This window comes from Algoriphagus yeomjeoni (assembly GCF_003259505.1).
Taxonomy (GTDB): domain Bacteria; phylum Bacteroidota; class Bacteroidia; order Cytophagales; family Cyclobacteriaceae; genus Algoriphagus; species Algoriphagus yeomjeoni.
Window position 1 is genome coordinate 54,220 of the sequence record NZ_QLLK01000006.1, and the last position, 16,678, is coordinate 70,897.

9 protein-coding genes are annotated in these 16,678 nt (G+C 40.1%); 2 read left to right on the top strand and 7 right to left on the bottom strand.

Annotation, left to right across the window (positions count from 1 at the left end):
* Positions 1 to 18: 18 nt before the first annotated feature.
* Entirely contained in the window at positions 19 to 3,315 is a 3,297-nt protein-coding gene (locus LV83_RS11435) for a biopolymer transporter Tol (protein ID WP_111611671.1), read from the top strand.
* A 14-nt stretch (positions 3,316 to 3,329) separates the two neighbouring features.
* On the top strand, positions 3,330 to 4,211 hold the full coding sequence (locus tag LV83_RS11440; RefSeq protein ID WP_111611672.1) for a YicC/YloC family endoribonuclease: 882 nt from the start codon (positions 3,330 to 3,332) through the stop codon (positions 4,209 to 4,211).
* Positions 4,212 to 4,255: 44 nt separating this feature from the next.
* On the opposite strand, the gene LV83_RS11445 is transcribed toward LV83_RS11440, so the two are convergent.
* The 7 genes from LV83_RS11445 to LV83_RS11475 form a co-directional block, all read right to left on the bottom strand.
* Positions 4,256 to 4,930, bottom strand: a complete 675-nt coding sequence (locus LV83_RS11445) for an energy transducer TonB (protein ID WP_111611673.1) — start codon at positions 4,928 to 4,930, stop codon at positions 4,256 to 4,258.
* Between the two features lie 163 nt (positions 4,931 to 5,093).
* Positions 5,094 to 5,771: an energy transducer TonB gene (locus LV83_RS11450; RefSeq protein ID WP_111611674.1), complete on the bottom strand. Its 678-nt coding sequence runs from the start codon at positions 5,769 to 5,771 to the stop codon at positions 5,094 to 5,096.
* Between the two features lie 70 nt (positions 5,772 to 5,841).
* Positions 5,842 to 6,210: a VanZ family protein gene (locus LV83_RS11455; protein WP_146613711.1), complete on the bottom strand. Its 369-nt coding sequence runs from the start codon at positions 6,208 to 6,210 to the stop codon at positions 5,842 to 5,844.
* A gap of 10 nt (positions 6,211 to 6,220) precedes the next feature.
* Entirely contained in the window at positions 6,221 to 6,598 is a 378-nt protein-coding gene (gcvH, locus tag LV83_RS11460) for a glycine cleavage system protein GcvH (RefSeq protein WP_111611676.1), read from the bottom strand.
* Positions 6,599 to 6,654: 56 nt separating this feature from the next.
* Positions 6,655 to 13,776, bottom strand: coding sequence for a T9SS outer membrane translocon Sov/SprA (gene sov, locus LV83_RS11465; protein WP_111611900.1), 7,122 nt, complete (start codon positions 13,774 to 13,776; stop codon positions 6,655 to 6,657).
* A 21-nt stretch (positions 13,777 to 13,797) separates the two neighbouring features.
* Positions 13,798 to 14,394: a Holliday junction branch migration protein RuvA gene (gene ruvA, locus LV83_RS11470; protein ID WP_111611677.1), complete on the bottom strand. Its 597-nt coding sequence runs from the start codon at positions 14,392 to 14,394 to the stop codon at positions 13,798 to 13,800.
* A complete protein-coding gene (locus LV83_RS11475) occupies positions 14,391 to 16,661 on the bottom strand; it encodes an NADP-dependent malic enzyme (RefSeq protein WP_111611678.1) in 2,271 nt (756 codons plus the stop codon). The genes ruvA and LV83_RS11475 overlap by 4 nt, the downstream gene beginning before the upstream one ends.
* Positions 16,662 to 16,678 lie beyond the last annotated feature (17 nt).

The window sequence follows — 16,678 nt, forward strand, 5'->3', positions numbered from 1 at the left end:
CATCTTTCAGCAAATAGAATGCGATATCACCTTTTCCGAATTTTAGTTTTTGCTGGGTTATGGTTGAATTCATTTATTGCCCTGGCTCAGTTTGACCAGGAGCGTTTTGGGAAAAACAGAATCCAGCACCAGCAGTTTGAATGGTATTTTTATTCCTCAAATAATTTTGAGGTCTATTACTATGACAGAGGTGGTGCAAATGCCAAAATGGCTATTGATTATCTGGAAAGTGAGTTCAATCGCTTGACTCAGATGATCGGCTACGTGGCCTATACCAAGCCAAAAATCTATATATACAATTCTCCGGAGGAGCTTTTGCAAAGCAATATCAACCTGAATAAGGAAGAATATAGTGAGCAAGGTCAAACCAATTTCAATAGGCTTCTAGCGGAAGTAGCGTATAAAGGTGAGGTTGATGAATTTAAGGATGATTTGTTATACGGTACTGTCAAGGTTATTATCGAAGAGATGCTTTATGGTTCATCTGTCTCTGATGCCTTCCAGTCCAACCTTACCAATAGTTTCCCGGAGTGGTATGTAGATGGCGTAGCGCTTTATTTAGCTAAAGGCTGGAGTCGAGAGATGGATGACTTCGTAAGACATTATTTTGAGGAAGACGAAACGCCAAAAATTCTCAAATTGAAAGAAAGAGAAGCCGCCTTGGTGGGCCAATCCGTATGGAATTACATAGCAGAAAGGTATGGAAGAAGGTATGTGTCCAGTATTCTCAATCTTTCGAGAATAAACAGAAATGAGGAAAACAGTATAGCCAACACGGTAGGATTAAATTATAAAACATTTACCGAAGATTGGAAAAAGTATTATCTGGATATCAACAAGCAAGTTTCTTCGACCTTCAAAGACCCAAATAGAAGTGCTGCAGTAGCTGAAACATCCCCAAGATTTATAGGGGCGATCAATGATATAAAGTTTAGTCCTGACGGATTAAACTTGGCTTATGTGATCAATAATGGAGGAAAGTACAAAGTTCAGATAAGAGAAGTTAGCTCCGGTCGCGAACAAACAATCTTTGCTGGAGGAACATCCCTGCAAGATCAAGAAGCCAATTTCACTTCCCCAATTATAGCGTGGAGAGATTCGGCAAATATTGCCATTGCATCTTTCAAGAGAGGTATCACTACACTTAGACTGAGGTCAATTGATGGGTCTAATCAGGATAAGATCTTCTTAAGAAATATCACTCAGATCCTTAGCCTTGATTTCAACAGCACAGGGAAAAATATGGTCCTGTCAGCCATTTCTAATGGGAAATCTGATATTTATACGTTAAACACCAGAGGTGCTGGCAAAAGGCTAACCAATGATTCTTTTGATGAATTGACACCTATGTTTTTGAATGATTCGACCATTATTTATTCCTCGAATGCGACTAGTTTGCCGGATTCGCTAATGGGGAAAAATCTTGAATTATCATCCTTACCAGATTATTATAACCTCTACATGGTGCAGGTAACTGACACAGTGATCACCAAGCAGCTGACCAATTCGAACAGTAAAAATATAAGGCCAAGGAAAGTCAATAGCAATTCTATTGTTTACTTAAGTGATTTAAGTGGAATTAATAACCTGATGCGAATGAGCATAGGAAATCAGGTTTCAAATCAAATTTCTGCCTTCAATAAAAGTATTGAAGCTTTCGACATCAACAGTAGAATGAATAGAATGGCTTATTCTATTCGTGATGGAAGGGAGAGTTTTCTTGTAGTTGAAGGATTTTCAAGCGCAGATCAATTTACTCCTAGTACACCAAGAATACAGCTGGAGCAAGCTAAGAGTCTCAATGAGAGGATGGCAGCCAGAAGGTTATTAGAAGAAAAGCAAGCAAGAGAAAATCAAACCATAATTCTGCAGGATGAAAATCAACCAGTGCAACCTTCGATCATGTTGGATACTATTCCGAATAACTCGACATCATCGATCGATCTGAAGCGCTTAAGCTTTGAATCTAAGAATGGAATCAATACTGATAATTATACTTTCGACACTTTACCACCTAACCTTGGCTCGCAATCAGTGGTTGCAGAAGCTGCAGAGTCCAAAACGAATTTGTTAGAATCGTTTAGGAGAGAGAGCTTAAGGAAAAAAGTGACTGGTCCAAGACAAATGGATCCACAGTTTTTTATAAATAGTATCAATACCCGGTTTGTGGTAGATCCTCTAAGAGGTTTCGGGATTGGTATGACGGGTAAAATGACTGATTTGTTAGACAACCATGTATTCCAAGGCGGAGTGATGACGACGCTTGATTTCAGGTCAGGTGGAGATTTGTTCTTTGAGTATGAGTATTTGAAAAGTAGGGTAGATTTTAAAGGAAGATTTGATCGTAGGACAATTCGAGTTTCGGAGGGTGATATTACTATCCAGAAATATGTGTTGACTAAGGCGGAACTTGGGTTTTCATACCCTTTAAATGCTAATGCAAGAGTTTCTTTATCACCTTTCGTGGCCAAAACACAATATTTCAATCTTAATCCAGATTCTTTAATAATTGGTCAAAATTCTGAGCAGAATAGGCTAAATGTAAATTATATCGGAGGTAAGGCAGAATTTGTTTACGATCGTACACAGCCGTTGGGATTATATTCTCAGCGAGGTTTCAAAGGCAAAATTGGTTATACCCAATATCAATCCTTCAATAATAATGACCGCTCCTTTGGGAATTTCTACCTCGATTTGAGAGAATATAGAGCTATCCACAAGAACATTGTTATTGCAGCAAGACTTTACGCAGGATCCTTTATGGGAAATAATCCGCAAACCTACATGCTGGGTGGAATGGATAATTGGTTGTTTAACGACTTTTATCGCCCGCCATCCAATCGACCAGAGTCTTCACCCATCAGAAATCCTACCGGTGTAGAAAATTCCAACATCCTTTTTGCAGACTTTGTTGATTTGAGAGGATATGATTACGATGAGATACGAGGTAGAAATATGATCACATTTACTGCAGAACTTAGAATACCCGTATTCTCTTATTTAACTAGGGGAAATATCACCTCCAATTTTATTCGTAATTTCCAATTGGTTGGATTCTATGATATAGGGTCAGCATGGAATGATTCTGCTCCATGGGAGCGTGTGAATGATCAAAATACCGAAGTAATTAACACAGAAGGATCTCCTTTTACGATCACGCTTAATAACTTCAATAATCCTTGGCTCCAGAGCTATGGCGCTGGATTAAGAACTGTTTTACTCAACTACTATGTCAAATTTGATGTAGCAAGACCTATTAGAAATTATGAAGCCGAAGATTTAAAGTTCTATGTAACTTTGGGCTTTAATTTCTAACAACAAATTCTATTATGATCAAATCAATGACCGGCTTCGGAAATGCCGGATTTGAAGATGAGCGAATGGTGATCCAAGTGGAAGTACGCACGCTCAATTCAAAATTTTTGGATCTGTCCATCCGAAGTCCAAGACAGTTTAATGATAAAGAGCTAGAAATTAGAAATCTGGTTCAGTCTATTTTGGATAGAGGTAAAGTGAGCATTTCGATTGATTTCCAATCCAAAGGGTCGGCAGAAATGCCAGTGAGTATTAATGAAGAATTGTTTGCTCTTTTTTATGAAAAATATAAAGCCCTTGCATCTAGTGTAAATGACAATTCCCAGGATATTTTCAAGCTTGCACTCCAGTCTCCAACCGTAATAACTCAGGTTACAGGTGAGCAAAGAGATGATCAGGCGGATTGGGAAGAAATAAAAAAAGTGTTGATAATCGCATTAAACAAATGTGATTCATTTCGTCAGGATGAAGGGAATTCCTTGGAAGAAAAGCTTCAGAGCAATATCGAAGCAATTGCAGTTGGATTGTCAAAAATTCAGGAAAATGAAGGAAAGCGCAAGGATAGAATAAAGCAAAAGATCCGTAATCATTTTAGCGAATGGCTTGATGAAAATTCTTTTGATGCAAATAGATTTGAGCAAGAGCTGATCTATTATTTCGAAAAGCTGGACATAACAGAGGAGATCGTCAGGCTTGACACTCATTTGAAATACTTTTCAAAGTGTCTTTCTGAAGAAACCAGTCAGGGCAAGAAACTTGGGTTTATCTCGCAGGAAATCGGAAGAGAGATCAATACCATAGGGTCCAAAGCAAATGACGCTGAAATGCAAAAGCATGTGATTCTAATGAAGGATGAGCTCGAAAAAGTAAAAGAGCAATCGTTAAATGTACTATAGAATAAGGGGCTGAGAGCCCCTTATTTTTTTGATCTGCATACACTTTAATTAAGTCTAAAGCGAATCGGCATAGTCATTCTAGATCGTACAGCTCTTCCACCTATTCTGCCAGGAGTCCAATTTGGGGAGTTTTGAATTACCTCCTTAGCTACTTCATCACATCCTCCGCCTATGCTTCGGACTAGCTCTATATCTTGTATAGATCCGTCAGTATTTACAACGAAGCGCACGATTACCATTCCCTCTATCCCCATTCTTTTAGCTTGTGAAGGGTATTTCAGGTTTTTATTAAGATATGCATACCAAGCATCCATACCGCCCTTAAACATCGCTTGCACATCAACAAAGTCTTTGATCACATCTATGTCCTCCTTTATTGGCGCCTCAGTTAATTGTACCTCGGGAATATCAGCTTGTTCATTTGTGTTTAAGTCGATTTTGATATCAGTGATCTTGTCAATATCTATGTCATCTGGAATAATATTTACCTCGATCGGGGTAGGTGGTGGTGGCGGTGGAGGAGGGGTCTGGATTGTTTGTGGGATATCTATTTCATCCCATTCATCTTTCATCCCTTCAAATGTTTTGATGATTCCTTGATCTCTGGCCTTCCATTCGAAAGCCACCAATACTGCTCCAAGGCTTACTGCCAGCCCGAGATTAAACAAAGTTCCTGACCACTTTCTGAGGTCCAACTTTGGATTTTTTTTGTGTTCCATGAGTATATGATTAGAGGTTAGAAAAAACTACTCTAATAATTTACACTTCATAACCCGCTGATACTAATCCTCTAACACTATTTAACTAAGCTAAAAGTTGTTAAGAATACGGCAAAAAAAAGACCCGAGAAATCGGGTCTTTATATAGTTTGGATCCAAAGGATTAGCTCAATTTGAATCTGATTGGAAGTCTCATACGAGTACGTACTGGACGACCTCGTTGCTTACCTGGTGTCCACTTAGGAGCAGCACTTACTACTTTTACTGCTTCTTCGTCACAACCTCCGCCAATTCCTCTCAATACTTCAACGTCTTGAATAGAACCATCTGTGTTTACAACGAAAACCACAATTACAGTACCTTCAGTACCCATTCTTCTTGCTTGAGTAGGGTATTTTAGGTTTTTAGAAAGGTATTGGTTCCAACCTGACATTCCCCCTGGTGGCTCAGGCTGCGTTTCTACCACATCGAAGATCTGATCTACTTTTTCCTCTACAGGAGCTTCAGCAATCACCACTTCTTTGATTACAGTAGTTTCTTTCACATCGACATCGAAGTTAACTTCGATTTTTTCTTCGATTTCTACTTCATCAGGAATCTCCTGAATGATAGGCTGCTCTACTGGTGGTGGCGGTGGTGGTGGTGGCTGCTCCGTGATTGGAATATCTAGCAATTCTTCGAAGTTATCAGTTACTTGACCAAGGTCTTTCAATGAACCATCGTCAAATGACTTCCATTCGAAGGCAGCAAGGGTAGCACCTACAGCCACTGCCAAACCTAAGTTCAGGAACATTCCTGACTTTCTGGTTAGATCAGCGCTGGGAGTTTTTTTTGCTTCCATTATACGTTTGGTTTATTACGGTTAAATTTTTCTTCTTTTTCAGACTAACAATTGTAATAATTAATAGGCACTATTCCAAGCCAATCTTGGTGGTAGGAATCTTAAAATATGCTAATAAACCTGCTATTCCACCTATTTCATTGACAATCATGTCCATATAATCGAAAGATCGGAAGGGGATATACAGTTGAGCACATTCTAAAACTATTCCAGCGGCTACGCCGAAAACCAAGTAGTTGGTTAAAACTCTACCCTGTAATCCTTTCACAAAATCTCGTTTCACACCAACTCCACACCAAAGATAACTCAGTAGGCCAAAGCATATAAAATGGACCAACTTGTCTTCAGCTTGAAATGAAGGATCTGGAAAGTTATTTCCTGGAGTGAGCATAGCTGCGGCAATGAAAATTAACCAAACTATAGCAATTCCTAATCTCAAAACAGATTGCTTATTCTCCAACTAACTCTGCATACGCTGATGCAGACAATAAATCAGCAGGAAGGTCACCTGTTATTCTCACTTTGATCATCCATCCTTGGTCATAAGGAGATTCATTCACTAATTCAGGAGCATCTTCCAACTCTGGATTTACTTCCAAAATTTCACCCGCCACTGGCATGAATAAATCAGAAACTGTCTTCACAGCCTCTACAGAGCCAAAAACTTCATTCGTGTCTAATGTCTCACCTGTAGTTTCAACTTCTACATAGACGATATCACCTAGCTCACCTGCGGCAAATTCTGTGATTCCAATAGTTGCAACATCACCGTCAATTTTAACCCATTCGTGGTCTTTGGTGTACTTTAGTTCTTGAGGAAAATCCATTTTTTAAATAGTTAATATGGGAGTCAAAATTAATAGGAATCGGTCAAGGATAAAATCTATTGACCTAAATTAAATCGAAGTTGGCCGCCAAAAGCTGTAGAAGTTCGCTTATAGGCAGTTGTCACTCTAGGGTCATTGATGGTTCGATCAAAATATAGGGTGAGATTGAGGTTTTGATTGATCAAATAGGAGATTGTTGGTCTGATAGAAATGTTCAAGTTTCCACTCGTTACCGTACTTCCTTCTTCGATTTTTCGCTGGATCTGAGTGGTACTTACTACTTTCGAATCCAACTTGAATTGAACGTCATTTTTTAACACGGACTGCCTTCCTTGGAATTTGAAAGGGATTTTCAGTCCTGCTTTGGTATAGCCCAGAGTCAATCCAAAGTCATTGCTCTTCTGTTCTGTCACTTGGGAGTTGGAGAAGTTCAATCCTAAAGACCGCTCCTTATTATAATTTACTGCAATATTTAGCCTGTCTTTTGTCAATAAATCTACACCAACCAATGGTGCAAAGCGCTCAGTAAGAACTACCTGATTTAATACATAAATCGGGATATACTGGCCTACTTCATTAACTTCAGTTGGTCTAGGAATATTTTGAAGAGTATTGTAAAGCTCTAAGCCTTGTTGATATTGAAGTGAATTAGAGAAATTACTCACGTCATAGGTAGATGTATACATATGGGTGATATTTATACTGCTAAAGATTTCGCTTAGTCCCTTTAGCCTAGAAAGTCCTCGGTAATCCAATCTCCAGTTTGGCAGTGGCGTTTTTGGAAATGGATTGATGTTGGATTCTGATGCATCTTTTCCTCTATACGCAGCCAAGAAAGCAGGTATTAATACATCTTGTCCATTGATGGAGTATTCTCCACCACCTCCTTGTGTTTCCAATCGACTTTTTATAATAGACCTATTCTGCTCAAAATCATTGAACAGTGGAGAAACATTATCGAAACCATCTTTGCTAAAGCTGGTACCAATCATAATCGTGGTGATACTATATGTGCCAAGGCGATTTGGGCTTATAGACTCGTATTCGCCAGGATTATCCAAAGAGTTTCTGAAAATTTCCTGGTAATCACCCACCTCACGTTTTGTTGCATTTAAGGTGATTTTGAAGTCTTGGAAAGGTTCTACGATACTTCCAAACCTCATATTTATGGCACTACTTTGTTTGAAAGTTTGTGTCAATTCACTGCTTGGAGCCATGATTCCCGCTTGGGCAAATTCATTTCGAATAGCTGGGTCCTGACTACCAAACAGGAAGGCTAAACCAGGGTTTTCGAATGCACGATCCATTCCCAAAAGTCCGGTATTTGGCATATAGCCAGGCAGGAAAGTCCCCTCTATTTTTCCATAATTGAAGGTGACTTCTTTTACCATCATCAGCGTTTTTAGCAGCTGATTTGTAAATGGTGTTCCAATCGTATCCTCTGCTTGGGTTTCTGTTCTGCCAGGGATACTCGGTCGTTTGGGGGCGTTCAGTGCAGCCAGCTTTTTATTTTTATTATAAAGTCTTATAAGATCAAATTTACCATTAAGTGATTGGTCTCTAGTGTTTTGAATGGAATTACCCAGTGTATCTCTTTGTCCGATTGCCCCTGTAAGCCAGGTATAAGTTGTTATGTATTTGTAATCAGCTTTGATCCAGTCAGTAAATGGAATCTTGTCTAGCGGTAAGGTATAATTCAGATTTATACTGTGGTTATAGTTTGTTCTCCTTCCAAATCTCCAAGCATTGAATCTAACTGAATCAGATTTCTGTTCTGTATCCAAATCCCCTTGTGGTTCATCTACCACTGCCATTACACTTCCAGTATAATCAACGCGTAGGTTCTTAGTCAAATCCCAATTCACAGAGTAGAATCGGTTCATGAAAAAGCTCTTTTGGAATAGCGGATCAACTCCAGCAGTACTAAGTTGATCATTTCTATACTGAGACCTCAGGTGCTTCCGGTCTATGTCCAATCGAGCTAATATTAGGGTAGGAGATAGGTTTAAATTAAAATCTTTAATCAGTTTTAAGTATGGAGAATCTAAAATACCTGAGCCTTTGAAAGGCTCAAAAGCTAGAGGTTTTGGTTGGAAACTATAAGTGACATTGCCCCTATATGTTTTATAGGAATAGTCCTGAATTTGTGCATTTGTCTGGGTCATTATTCCATAGGCATATGAAAAAGACAAATTACTGATATCATAAAAATGATTTTCTGCCTCTGGGTTAGACTTTATTTTTCTAACATTATTGAAACTTATGTTTTTGCGGTTTACTTGATCAAGCGCTATTTTTCGATAGGCTTCTTTTTGATCCTGTGTCTCAAATTTTTGCAAAGCTACTTCGAATGGAACATCTGGATTCAATGGATCATACTCTGGTTTGGTAGTACTATTCTCTATCGAGAAATACATTGGTATGCTCACTCCAATCGCCTCCGGCAAAAGTTTATGAATATCCACATTGGTAGAGATATCATATTGCGTGGTTGATTGTCTGGCACGCTGAGATAATCTGGTTTCCAGACCCCCAAAGCCAATTGAGTTGTGTCTAATGGAACCTGTAACTACTGCCACATCAGCGATTTTCACATTCATGAGAGCATTTGCTGCCCATCCATTTGATTTGGTAGCGCCCGTTACCCGGAGTTCATTTGCCCAAAGGCAAATACTCCTACTTCCACCGCCATTGGTACCTGGGTTTCTCACACCGATCATCGAGGACTGTGATTGGTTCAATTCAGGACGACCGACCACCGTTACTGTATACCGTCCAATTTGCTGAGAAAATGGAATATTCAGCGGTACTTGCTGATTGTCACGGGCTACCTTCACACCTACGATTTCCTGAATAGCGATATCGATTTCATTTTCCGCAGGCCAGATCAGTTCTGGATCTCTGGTACCTTTTGGAGTGATAATAAGAGGTACTTCTATCTCGTAATAATTATCCGTATAATCCGTACCCAGCCTTAGGAATGCAGTGATTTCCCCATCCATCGCATCCTCACTATCGGCGTGAAGGAACATTTTGATTCGCTCAAACTGTACCAAATCCAAGGTTACGTTTTTAAATACAGCGCGAGCATCTCTAGCTCCTAGGTCTTCCACACAGACACGAAGTGATTGCTCGTTTAATCTTCTTTCTACAGTTGAGGTATTGTCACGATCCCTGAAGATTCCTGGAGGTAGCACATATGGACTTTCAGTAGAACTTCCTTGACTGTTTTCCTCTATACTCACCACATCTACAGTTACATTTGAATTGTCAGGTTCAGGAATTTCGAATAGGCCTCTTTCGAAAAGTGATTCCTGAAATACTCTCCATTGACTGCCAACCATTCGGAAGTTAGCCATTCGCAATACTACAGGCTGCTCGAAATCAGTCAAATAGGTTCTAAACCAACGAATAGATTTGAAACCTGTAATGTCGCCTTCCACACGGTCTGGTTGGCGAACGGGGATACGGAATAAGTACCAGTCAACAGATTCACCATTTACATTTGCCGTGGTTTTATCCACGATATTGTTTTGCCCCACTATTAAACTTCCTGGCTTGAGATCCATCTCGTAAGAGTAATAGTTCTCCAGTTCGTTGATGGTATTATCTGTGTTTAGATCCTCATTGTCTGGAGTATTTGATCCGGACGGTGTGTAAGGAAGGTTTTGGTTTGCAGACACTGGCGTGTTGCCTTCCATACCATTGAATTTTTTGTAACGCTCTAGAATCTTTGTATCGTTTTGATCAAAAGTCTCATCTAGGTAATATTCGAATAAATCTCCTGAGACATCCTGTAGAATTTCGTTTCTGGCGTTCGTATTTACATTTAGCCGGTCTAAGAATCTGCTTCGAAAAAAATTTGCCTCATCTTCATTTTTCAAACCATCCAAGCCTACATCTTGATTTTGTCTTGATATTTCTGAATTGTCAAAGGCAGGAAGAAGGAATTGCTCACGAGTAATTCTGCCCCATTCATTTTGTCCAGTTTCAGCAGGATCACCATCGGCTGGCAGGCCATTCTCAAATGCATGACGGCCGTCTTTCAAGATGTCTTCTGAAATATCTCCTAGATTGATGAAAAGTTTACCACCAGTCGTGTTGTTTTGGTTGAATTTTCCGTCCAATACTCTACCATTTTCTCCTTCAATAAATGGATCCAAAAGCCAGAATTCTATGTACTCAATGTTTGTTCGGTCAAAATCAACTTCAGTAGTAATAGCCCTAGTTACTCCACCAAAATTCTTTTTAGGCTCTGGAAGTAATCCATCTTGAGTCAGATTTGTATTGTAATTATACATTCCACGCTCACTTGGGAAGTAGGCTAGTTCAAAAAGAGGCTCTGGAGTGACGATTACATCACGATCTTGCTGAGGAAATATTTCCTGAGGTAGGACTCTTCTTACATAATGGTTTCTTCGATCTTCCCGAGTGATATTGGCTGGAACGCCTGGGCCACTTTCCCTATAGAAAATATTATCAATATTATACCAGGCGACTCTAGCCCTTCTGTAAGCTGCACCTAGGTTGTCTTCTGTTTGATTACTTAAGTCAAATCTATTGTCAAACGTTTGCGGCACAGATGCAAGCTTCCAATTTTGATTAGCTGCACCTCCTAGATTATATGGAGTTATTGCTGCCTCAAAATCATCAATGTAGGATGCTTGTTCTCCATTTACACGATTTGAAGTACCGGGGATTAGATGTGCAAATTCCCCACTGATATTTACCAGAGAGGTTTCTTTAGTATCTGTAAAAGGAAGTGCATCCGCCATTTTGGTTAGCCAGCGGGATTCATCAGAGAAGTTCCCGTCTATACCCCACATGCTGTTTCTCAAAGTTTCACTTCCAGTGGCTATTCGAGTGACGTTTGGCCGTTCATTTAGATATAGGAATGTACCGCCCAAGTTAAACTTGTCGCTAAATAAGTAATCGAGACGAGTTCCAAGTAAACTTCGTGTTTGAAAGGATACTAGATCAGCTTTTTCAAAACTCACATTGATCTGTTTCCCTGATTGAAGTATTGCATCATTGATAATAACAAGTCTTCCGACGTTGTAATCAATGGTGTAATCTACCCCTTCTGTCAAAGGGATATTTCCTGCCTGTACTATCACAGATCCAGGAGAAATATTAAGTCCCGGAAGCTGGATTTCACTTGCTGAACCTGCAGTTAACCTACCCTTAATGAAATATTTGTTAAGTCGGGTAACAAGCTCAGCATCGGCCTGAGTTGTGGTGTAAAGTGTATCGTAAACGTATTTCTCTTTTAATACCACTTCACCGGGCTGAAAATATTGTTCAAGGTTTGATCCAAAAGGCTCCAAAACAGGAAATACCAAAAGGCCTCGATTTGTTAAGATTGTGAGGCCTTCGACAAAGTCAAAATTCCCATCTGGAGCAGGATCATTTTGTGGATTCAGGTTATCGAGGCCCGTGAGCCGAATTAATGGTCTGTCTTTTACATTTTCGCCTTCCAAAAGTGAAGGGTTGTCAAGTCCGGTTCTATCATCTCTGTAGATTACCTGAAGCTGAAAACCATCTCGCGATATTTGATTGGCATTAAGGCTGTAGACGTTTTTCATCATCAAATCCCAGGTTGGGACTCTAGTATTGATTCTTGCAGGACGAAGAAGTTTCATGAAAATCAGTTCATCTTCTTGTCTTGTTTGATAGTCTTCTGTTAATTCTCCTACTTTATACACTTGACCATTGTAGGTGTATTCATAAGAAACAGCCAAAACTTCATCATTTTGAAGCCTTCTGAAAAGTGACAAGTAGCCAAGCTGAGGATTGAAAAAATACTCTGTAGGATCTAATTTCCTTGCACCATTTATTTGTTCAAAATCAACGCCTTTTCTGAGACCTAGACTATTTTCCATAGCCCGAGATCCTGTGTCAAAAGGGCGGAAAGCAGGGTTTCTTGAGATATTGGAATAAAGAAGGTTCGCCGAGTTACTAGCTGGGGCTGAAGGCGTTCCTGAACCTATGTTTGGGTTTGTAGGATTGTAAATCACCCTTCCCTCGCCAAGGTCCATGAATGCAGCAAAGTTCCTGAGCGTTTCTGTATTTGCCGCTCGGTTCATTATGTAAACCTCGATTCTTGTCACATTCACCCCGGAAAGTACCTGAGGAAGGCCTCTCAACCAACGTTCGTAATTGTCTCGGAAGAAATGGGCGATAAAGAAATGTCGATTGTCGTCATATTTGGAAGCCTGAATGTCAAATGACCTACCTTGTCCATTAGCATCTATGGTCAAATTATCTCTACGGCCACGCTGAGTAGATGCAACCGCCGTCACTCCCAGTTTACCGAACTGGAGTTGGGTCTTAACTCCAAAAAGATTCTGCGCTCCCTGAATCAACCGGTTTTGCACAGGCATGCTGACATTACCGATTTCAATTGATTGGATAATATCTTCTTCAAAACCGTTGAACTCTAGCTTCATCTGGTTCTGGAAGTCAAAGGAATTATTAGAATCAAAGTTGGCGCCGATCTTCACTTTTTCTCCCAAAGAGCCATTTACTGCCATTTGGATCTGCTGGTCAAAGTTGAATCCACCGTTTTGCTGTTGCCTAATGGGTAGGGTAGGGTTATCCACTCTGCGGAAGATCGCCCCGAAGTCTAGATTGACATAGCCTGATGGAACAATATTGATTTCACTTCCCCCAAAAAGCCGGTCAAATGAGGGACTAACCGTGAGCGGAGGGATTAATCCTCTTCCTTCTACAGCGCTTTCACCATCTCCTCCACGAGCGCGGCTTCGCCAATAGTCCTGTCTGACTTTATATTCTTGAATTTTGGAAAATTGTTCAAAATCATATTCTTGCTCGTTTCCTACACGGACCGTATCAATCTGATCCACCACATTGTACCGCAGAGCAGAATCTATTTTTACTTCTACATTTTGGGTAATGGGGCTGGACTTTAAAAATGGGATTTGGGACTGTAAGAAGGGATTCCTGGTTGGGAATAGGGGATTCGTCCTCAAGTTTTGCCAAAGCAAATACGAGGGAGTTAGTCTCCTTCGATTCAATGAATCAATCCGGGACTGAACACTGTCAGGATTGGTTTGTTGAGCCTCAGAAGTGGAATAGGCGAGTAATAGACCAAATAGGATGAATAATTCAGGCCAACTACCGAGAAACCTCCTCCCGTAAAAAGTTAGTACACTCAAAAAGGTCAATACAACTTAATATTATGGTGTCTTTAAAGATGCTTTAATTAAATCTTCTAACGAAATTTCTCCAGTGGTTTTTTTCAGTACAGCGGCTATATTTTTTTCTGCTGCAGCTTTTGGAAAACCAAGCGTAATAAGTGCTTGTAACGCTTCTTCGCGGATTTTATTGCTTGATTTCAAAAACCCTAGTGGTGTAGTGGAAGCTTCAGAACCACCTTTACCTACTTTGTCTTTAAGCTCTAAAATTATACGTTGGGCGGTTTTTGCACCTATTCCTTTGACATGTTGGATGGTAGCTACATCGCCAGCCAAAATTGCCTGCTCTATTTCTGCAGAACTTAATGAAGAAAGTATCATAAGGCCCGTGCTTGGACCTACTCCATTAATGGAAAGTAATAATAAAAATAGACGCTTTTCATCCTCTTTCTTGAACCCAAAAAGTGTGTGAGCATCTTCTTTAATATGAAGAAATGTGAGGAGCTTAATCTGCTCCTCATCCTTGATTTCTGTATAGGTTTGAAGGGATATTTTTACATGATATCCTATCCCATTTACATCGATAATGACATAAGTGGGGTCTTTGTAAACTAGTTTTCCGCTTAGATAATCGATCATAAGTTGCTATTGGACTGAGCATCGACTACTGCCACTGCTACCATGTTAACAATTTCTCTGATGGAGCTTCCTAGCTGTAGAATGTGAACCGGCTTATTCATTCCTAGCAAAATAGGTCCAATAGCCTCGGAGTTTCCAAGTTCAGCTAGCAGCTTATAAGCGATGTTACCTGAACTCAAATCTGGGAATATCAGTGTGTTCGCTCTCTTGTTAATGAGTTTGGAAAATGGATACATTTCACGTTGGATATCTTCATTAATCGCAACGTTTGCCTGCATTTCTCCTTCAATCACCAAATCCGGATATTTTTTCTGAGCAATTGCTGTAGCTCTTGCCATTTTTTCTGGAATTTCTCCTTTAGCCGAGCCGAAGTTGGAATAAGAAAGTACAGCGATTCTTGGTTCCATGTTGAAAAATCTCACAGCATCCGCTGTTAAGCCTATTATTTCCACTAATTCTTCTGCCGTTGGGTTAAGGTTAACTGTTGCGTCAGCAAAGAAATACGGTCCTTTCGGAGTATTCATGATGTACATACCTGCCACGCGATTTACTCCAGGTTTTACACCTATAGTCTGCAGCGATGGCAAGATGGTTTTTGGATAGTCTCGCGTAAGACCAGAGATAAAAGCATCTGCCGCTCCAGATTCTACCATCAAGGCACCAAAGTAATTTCTTTGAGTAACTAGTCTTGCCGCATCTCCTACGGTCATTCCTTTTCTATTGCGCTTTTGCAAAAGCATATCAGCGAATCTTGCCAGCATCTCCTTTTCCTCCAAAGGATCTATAATGGTGACATTGGTCAGATCTAAGGAGTTATCTGCTATTAGAGATAAGATTTTTTCTTTATTGCCAAGGAGTATTGGTTCTCCAATCTTCTCATCACGGATGATCTGAGCGGCTTTAAGTATTTTTCTATTATCTGCTTCCGCAAATACTACACGCTTAGGATCTTTTTTGGCTCTGGCGATGACCACAGACATCAATCTTTGGTCAATTCCAATGCGCTCCTGAAGCTCAAGCTCATAAGCATCCCAATCTTTAATCGGGTATTTAGCAACACCAGTTTCCATAGCAGCTTTAGCGACAGCTGGAGCAATTGTAGTAATCAATCGAGGATCTAGGGGTTTAGGAATCAGGTATAATCGTCCAAAACCTAGTTTGTCCTCACCATAAGCTTTGTTTACAATATCTGGAACAGGTTCTTTGGCTAATTTTGCGATTGCATGAGCTGCAGCCAATTTCATGGCTTCATTGATCGCTGTGGCTCTCACATCTAGTGCTCCTCTAAAAATGTAAGGAAAACCCAGGACGTTATTTACTTGGTTTGGATGATCAGAACGTCCCGTTGCCATGATTAGATCTGGACGTGTAGCCACTGCTAAGTCATAGGAAATTTCAGGATCAGGGTTTGCCAAAGCGAAAACGATCGGATTTGGTGCCATTAATTTTAACTGATCTTGCGAAACAATATTTCCCGCAGAAAGGCCTAAGAATACATCCGCATCTTTCAATGCATCAGTAAGTGTATACAAGTCTCTATCTGTGGCAAATTCTCTTCTAATCTCATCCAGATCGGTTCTATCTGATCTCAAGATTCCGACGATGTCACATAGAACAATGTTCTCCTTTTTTATGCCTAGAGAAATATAGAACCGAGTACAGGAAATTGCCGCAGCTCCTGCACCGTTTACTACTAATTTGATTTTTGAGATATCCTTCTCAACAATTTCAAGGGCATTCAGTAATGCTGCTCCAGAAATAATTGCTGTGCCATGCTGATCGTCATGCATGACCGGGATTTTCATTTCCCGCTTAAGTTCAGTTTCTATTTCAAAGCATTCGGGTGCTTTGATGTCTTCCAGATTAATTCCTCCAAAAGTTGGTTCAAGAGACTTGATTATTTGTATTAGCTTTTTAGGATCCTTTTCATTGATCTCAATATCGAAAACATCTATTCCTGCAAATTTCTTGAAAAGAACTCCTTTTCCCTCCATTACTGGTTTTGATGCCTCAGGACCTATATCTCCAAGTCCGAGAACCGCAGTTCCGTTGGAAATAACACCCACCAAATTGCCCTTGGCGGTGTATTTATAGACGTTTTCAACATCCGCTTCTATTTCTTTGCAGGGTTCTGCAACACCTGGCGAATAGGCCAGTGCAAGATCCATCTGGCTAGAAAGTGGCTTGGTGGGATTTACTTCAATTTTGCCAGGCGAGCCTTGCGTATGATAATTTAGTGCGTCTTCCTTGCGGATTTTGATTGCCATAAAAGCTAGTCTAATTT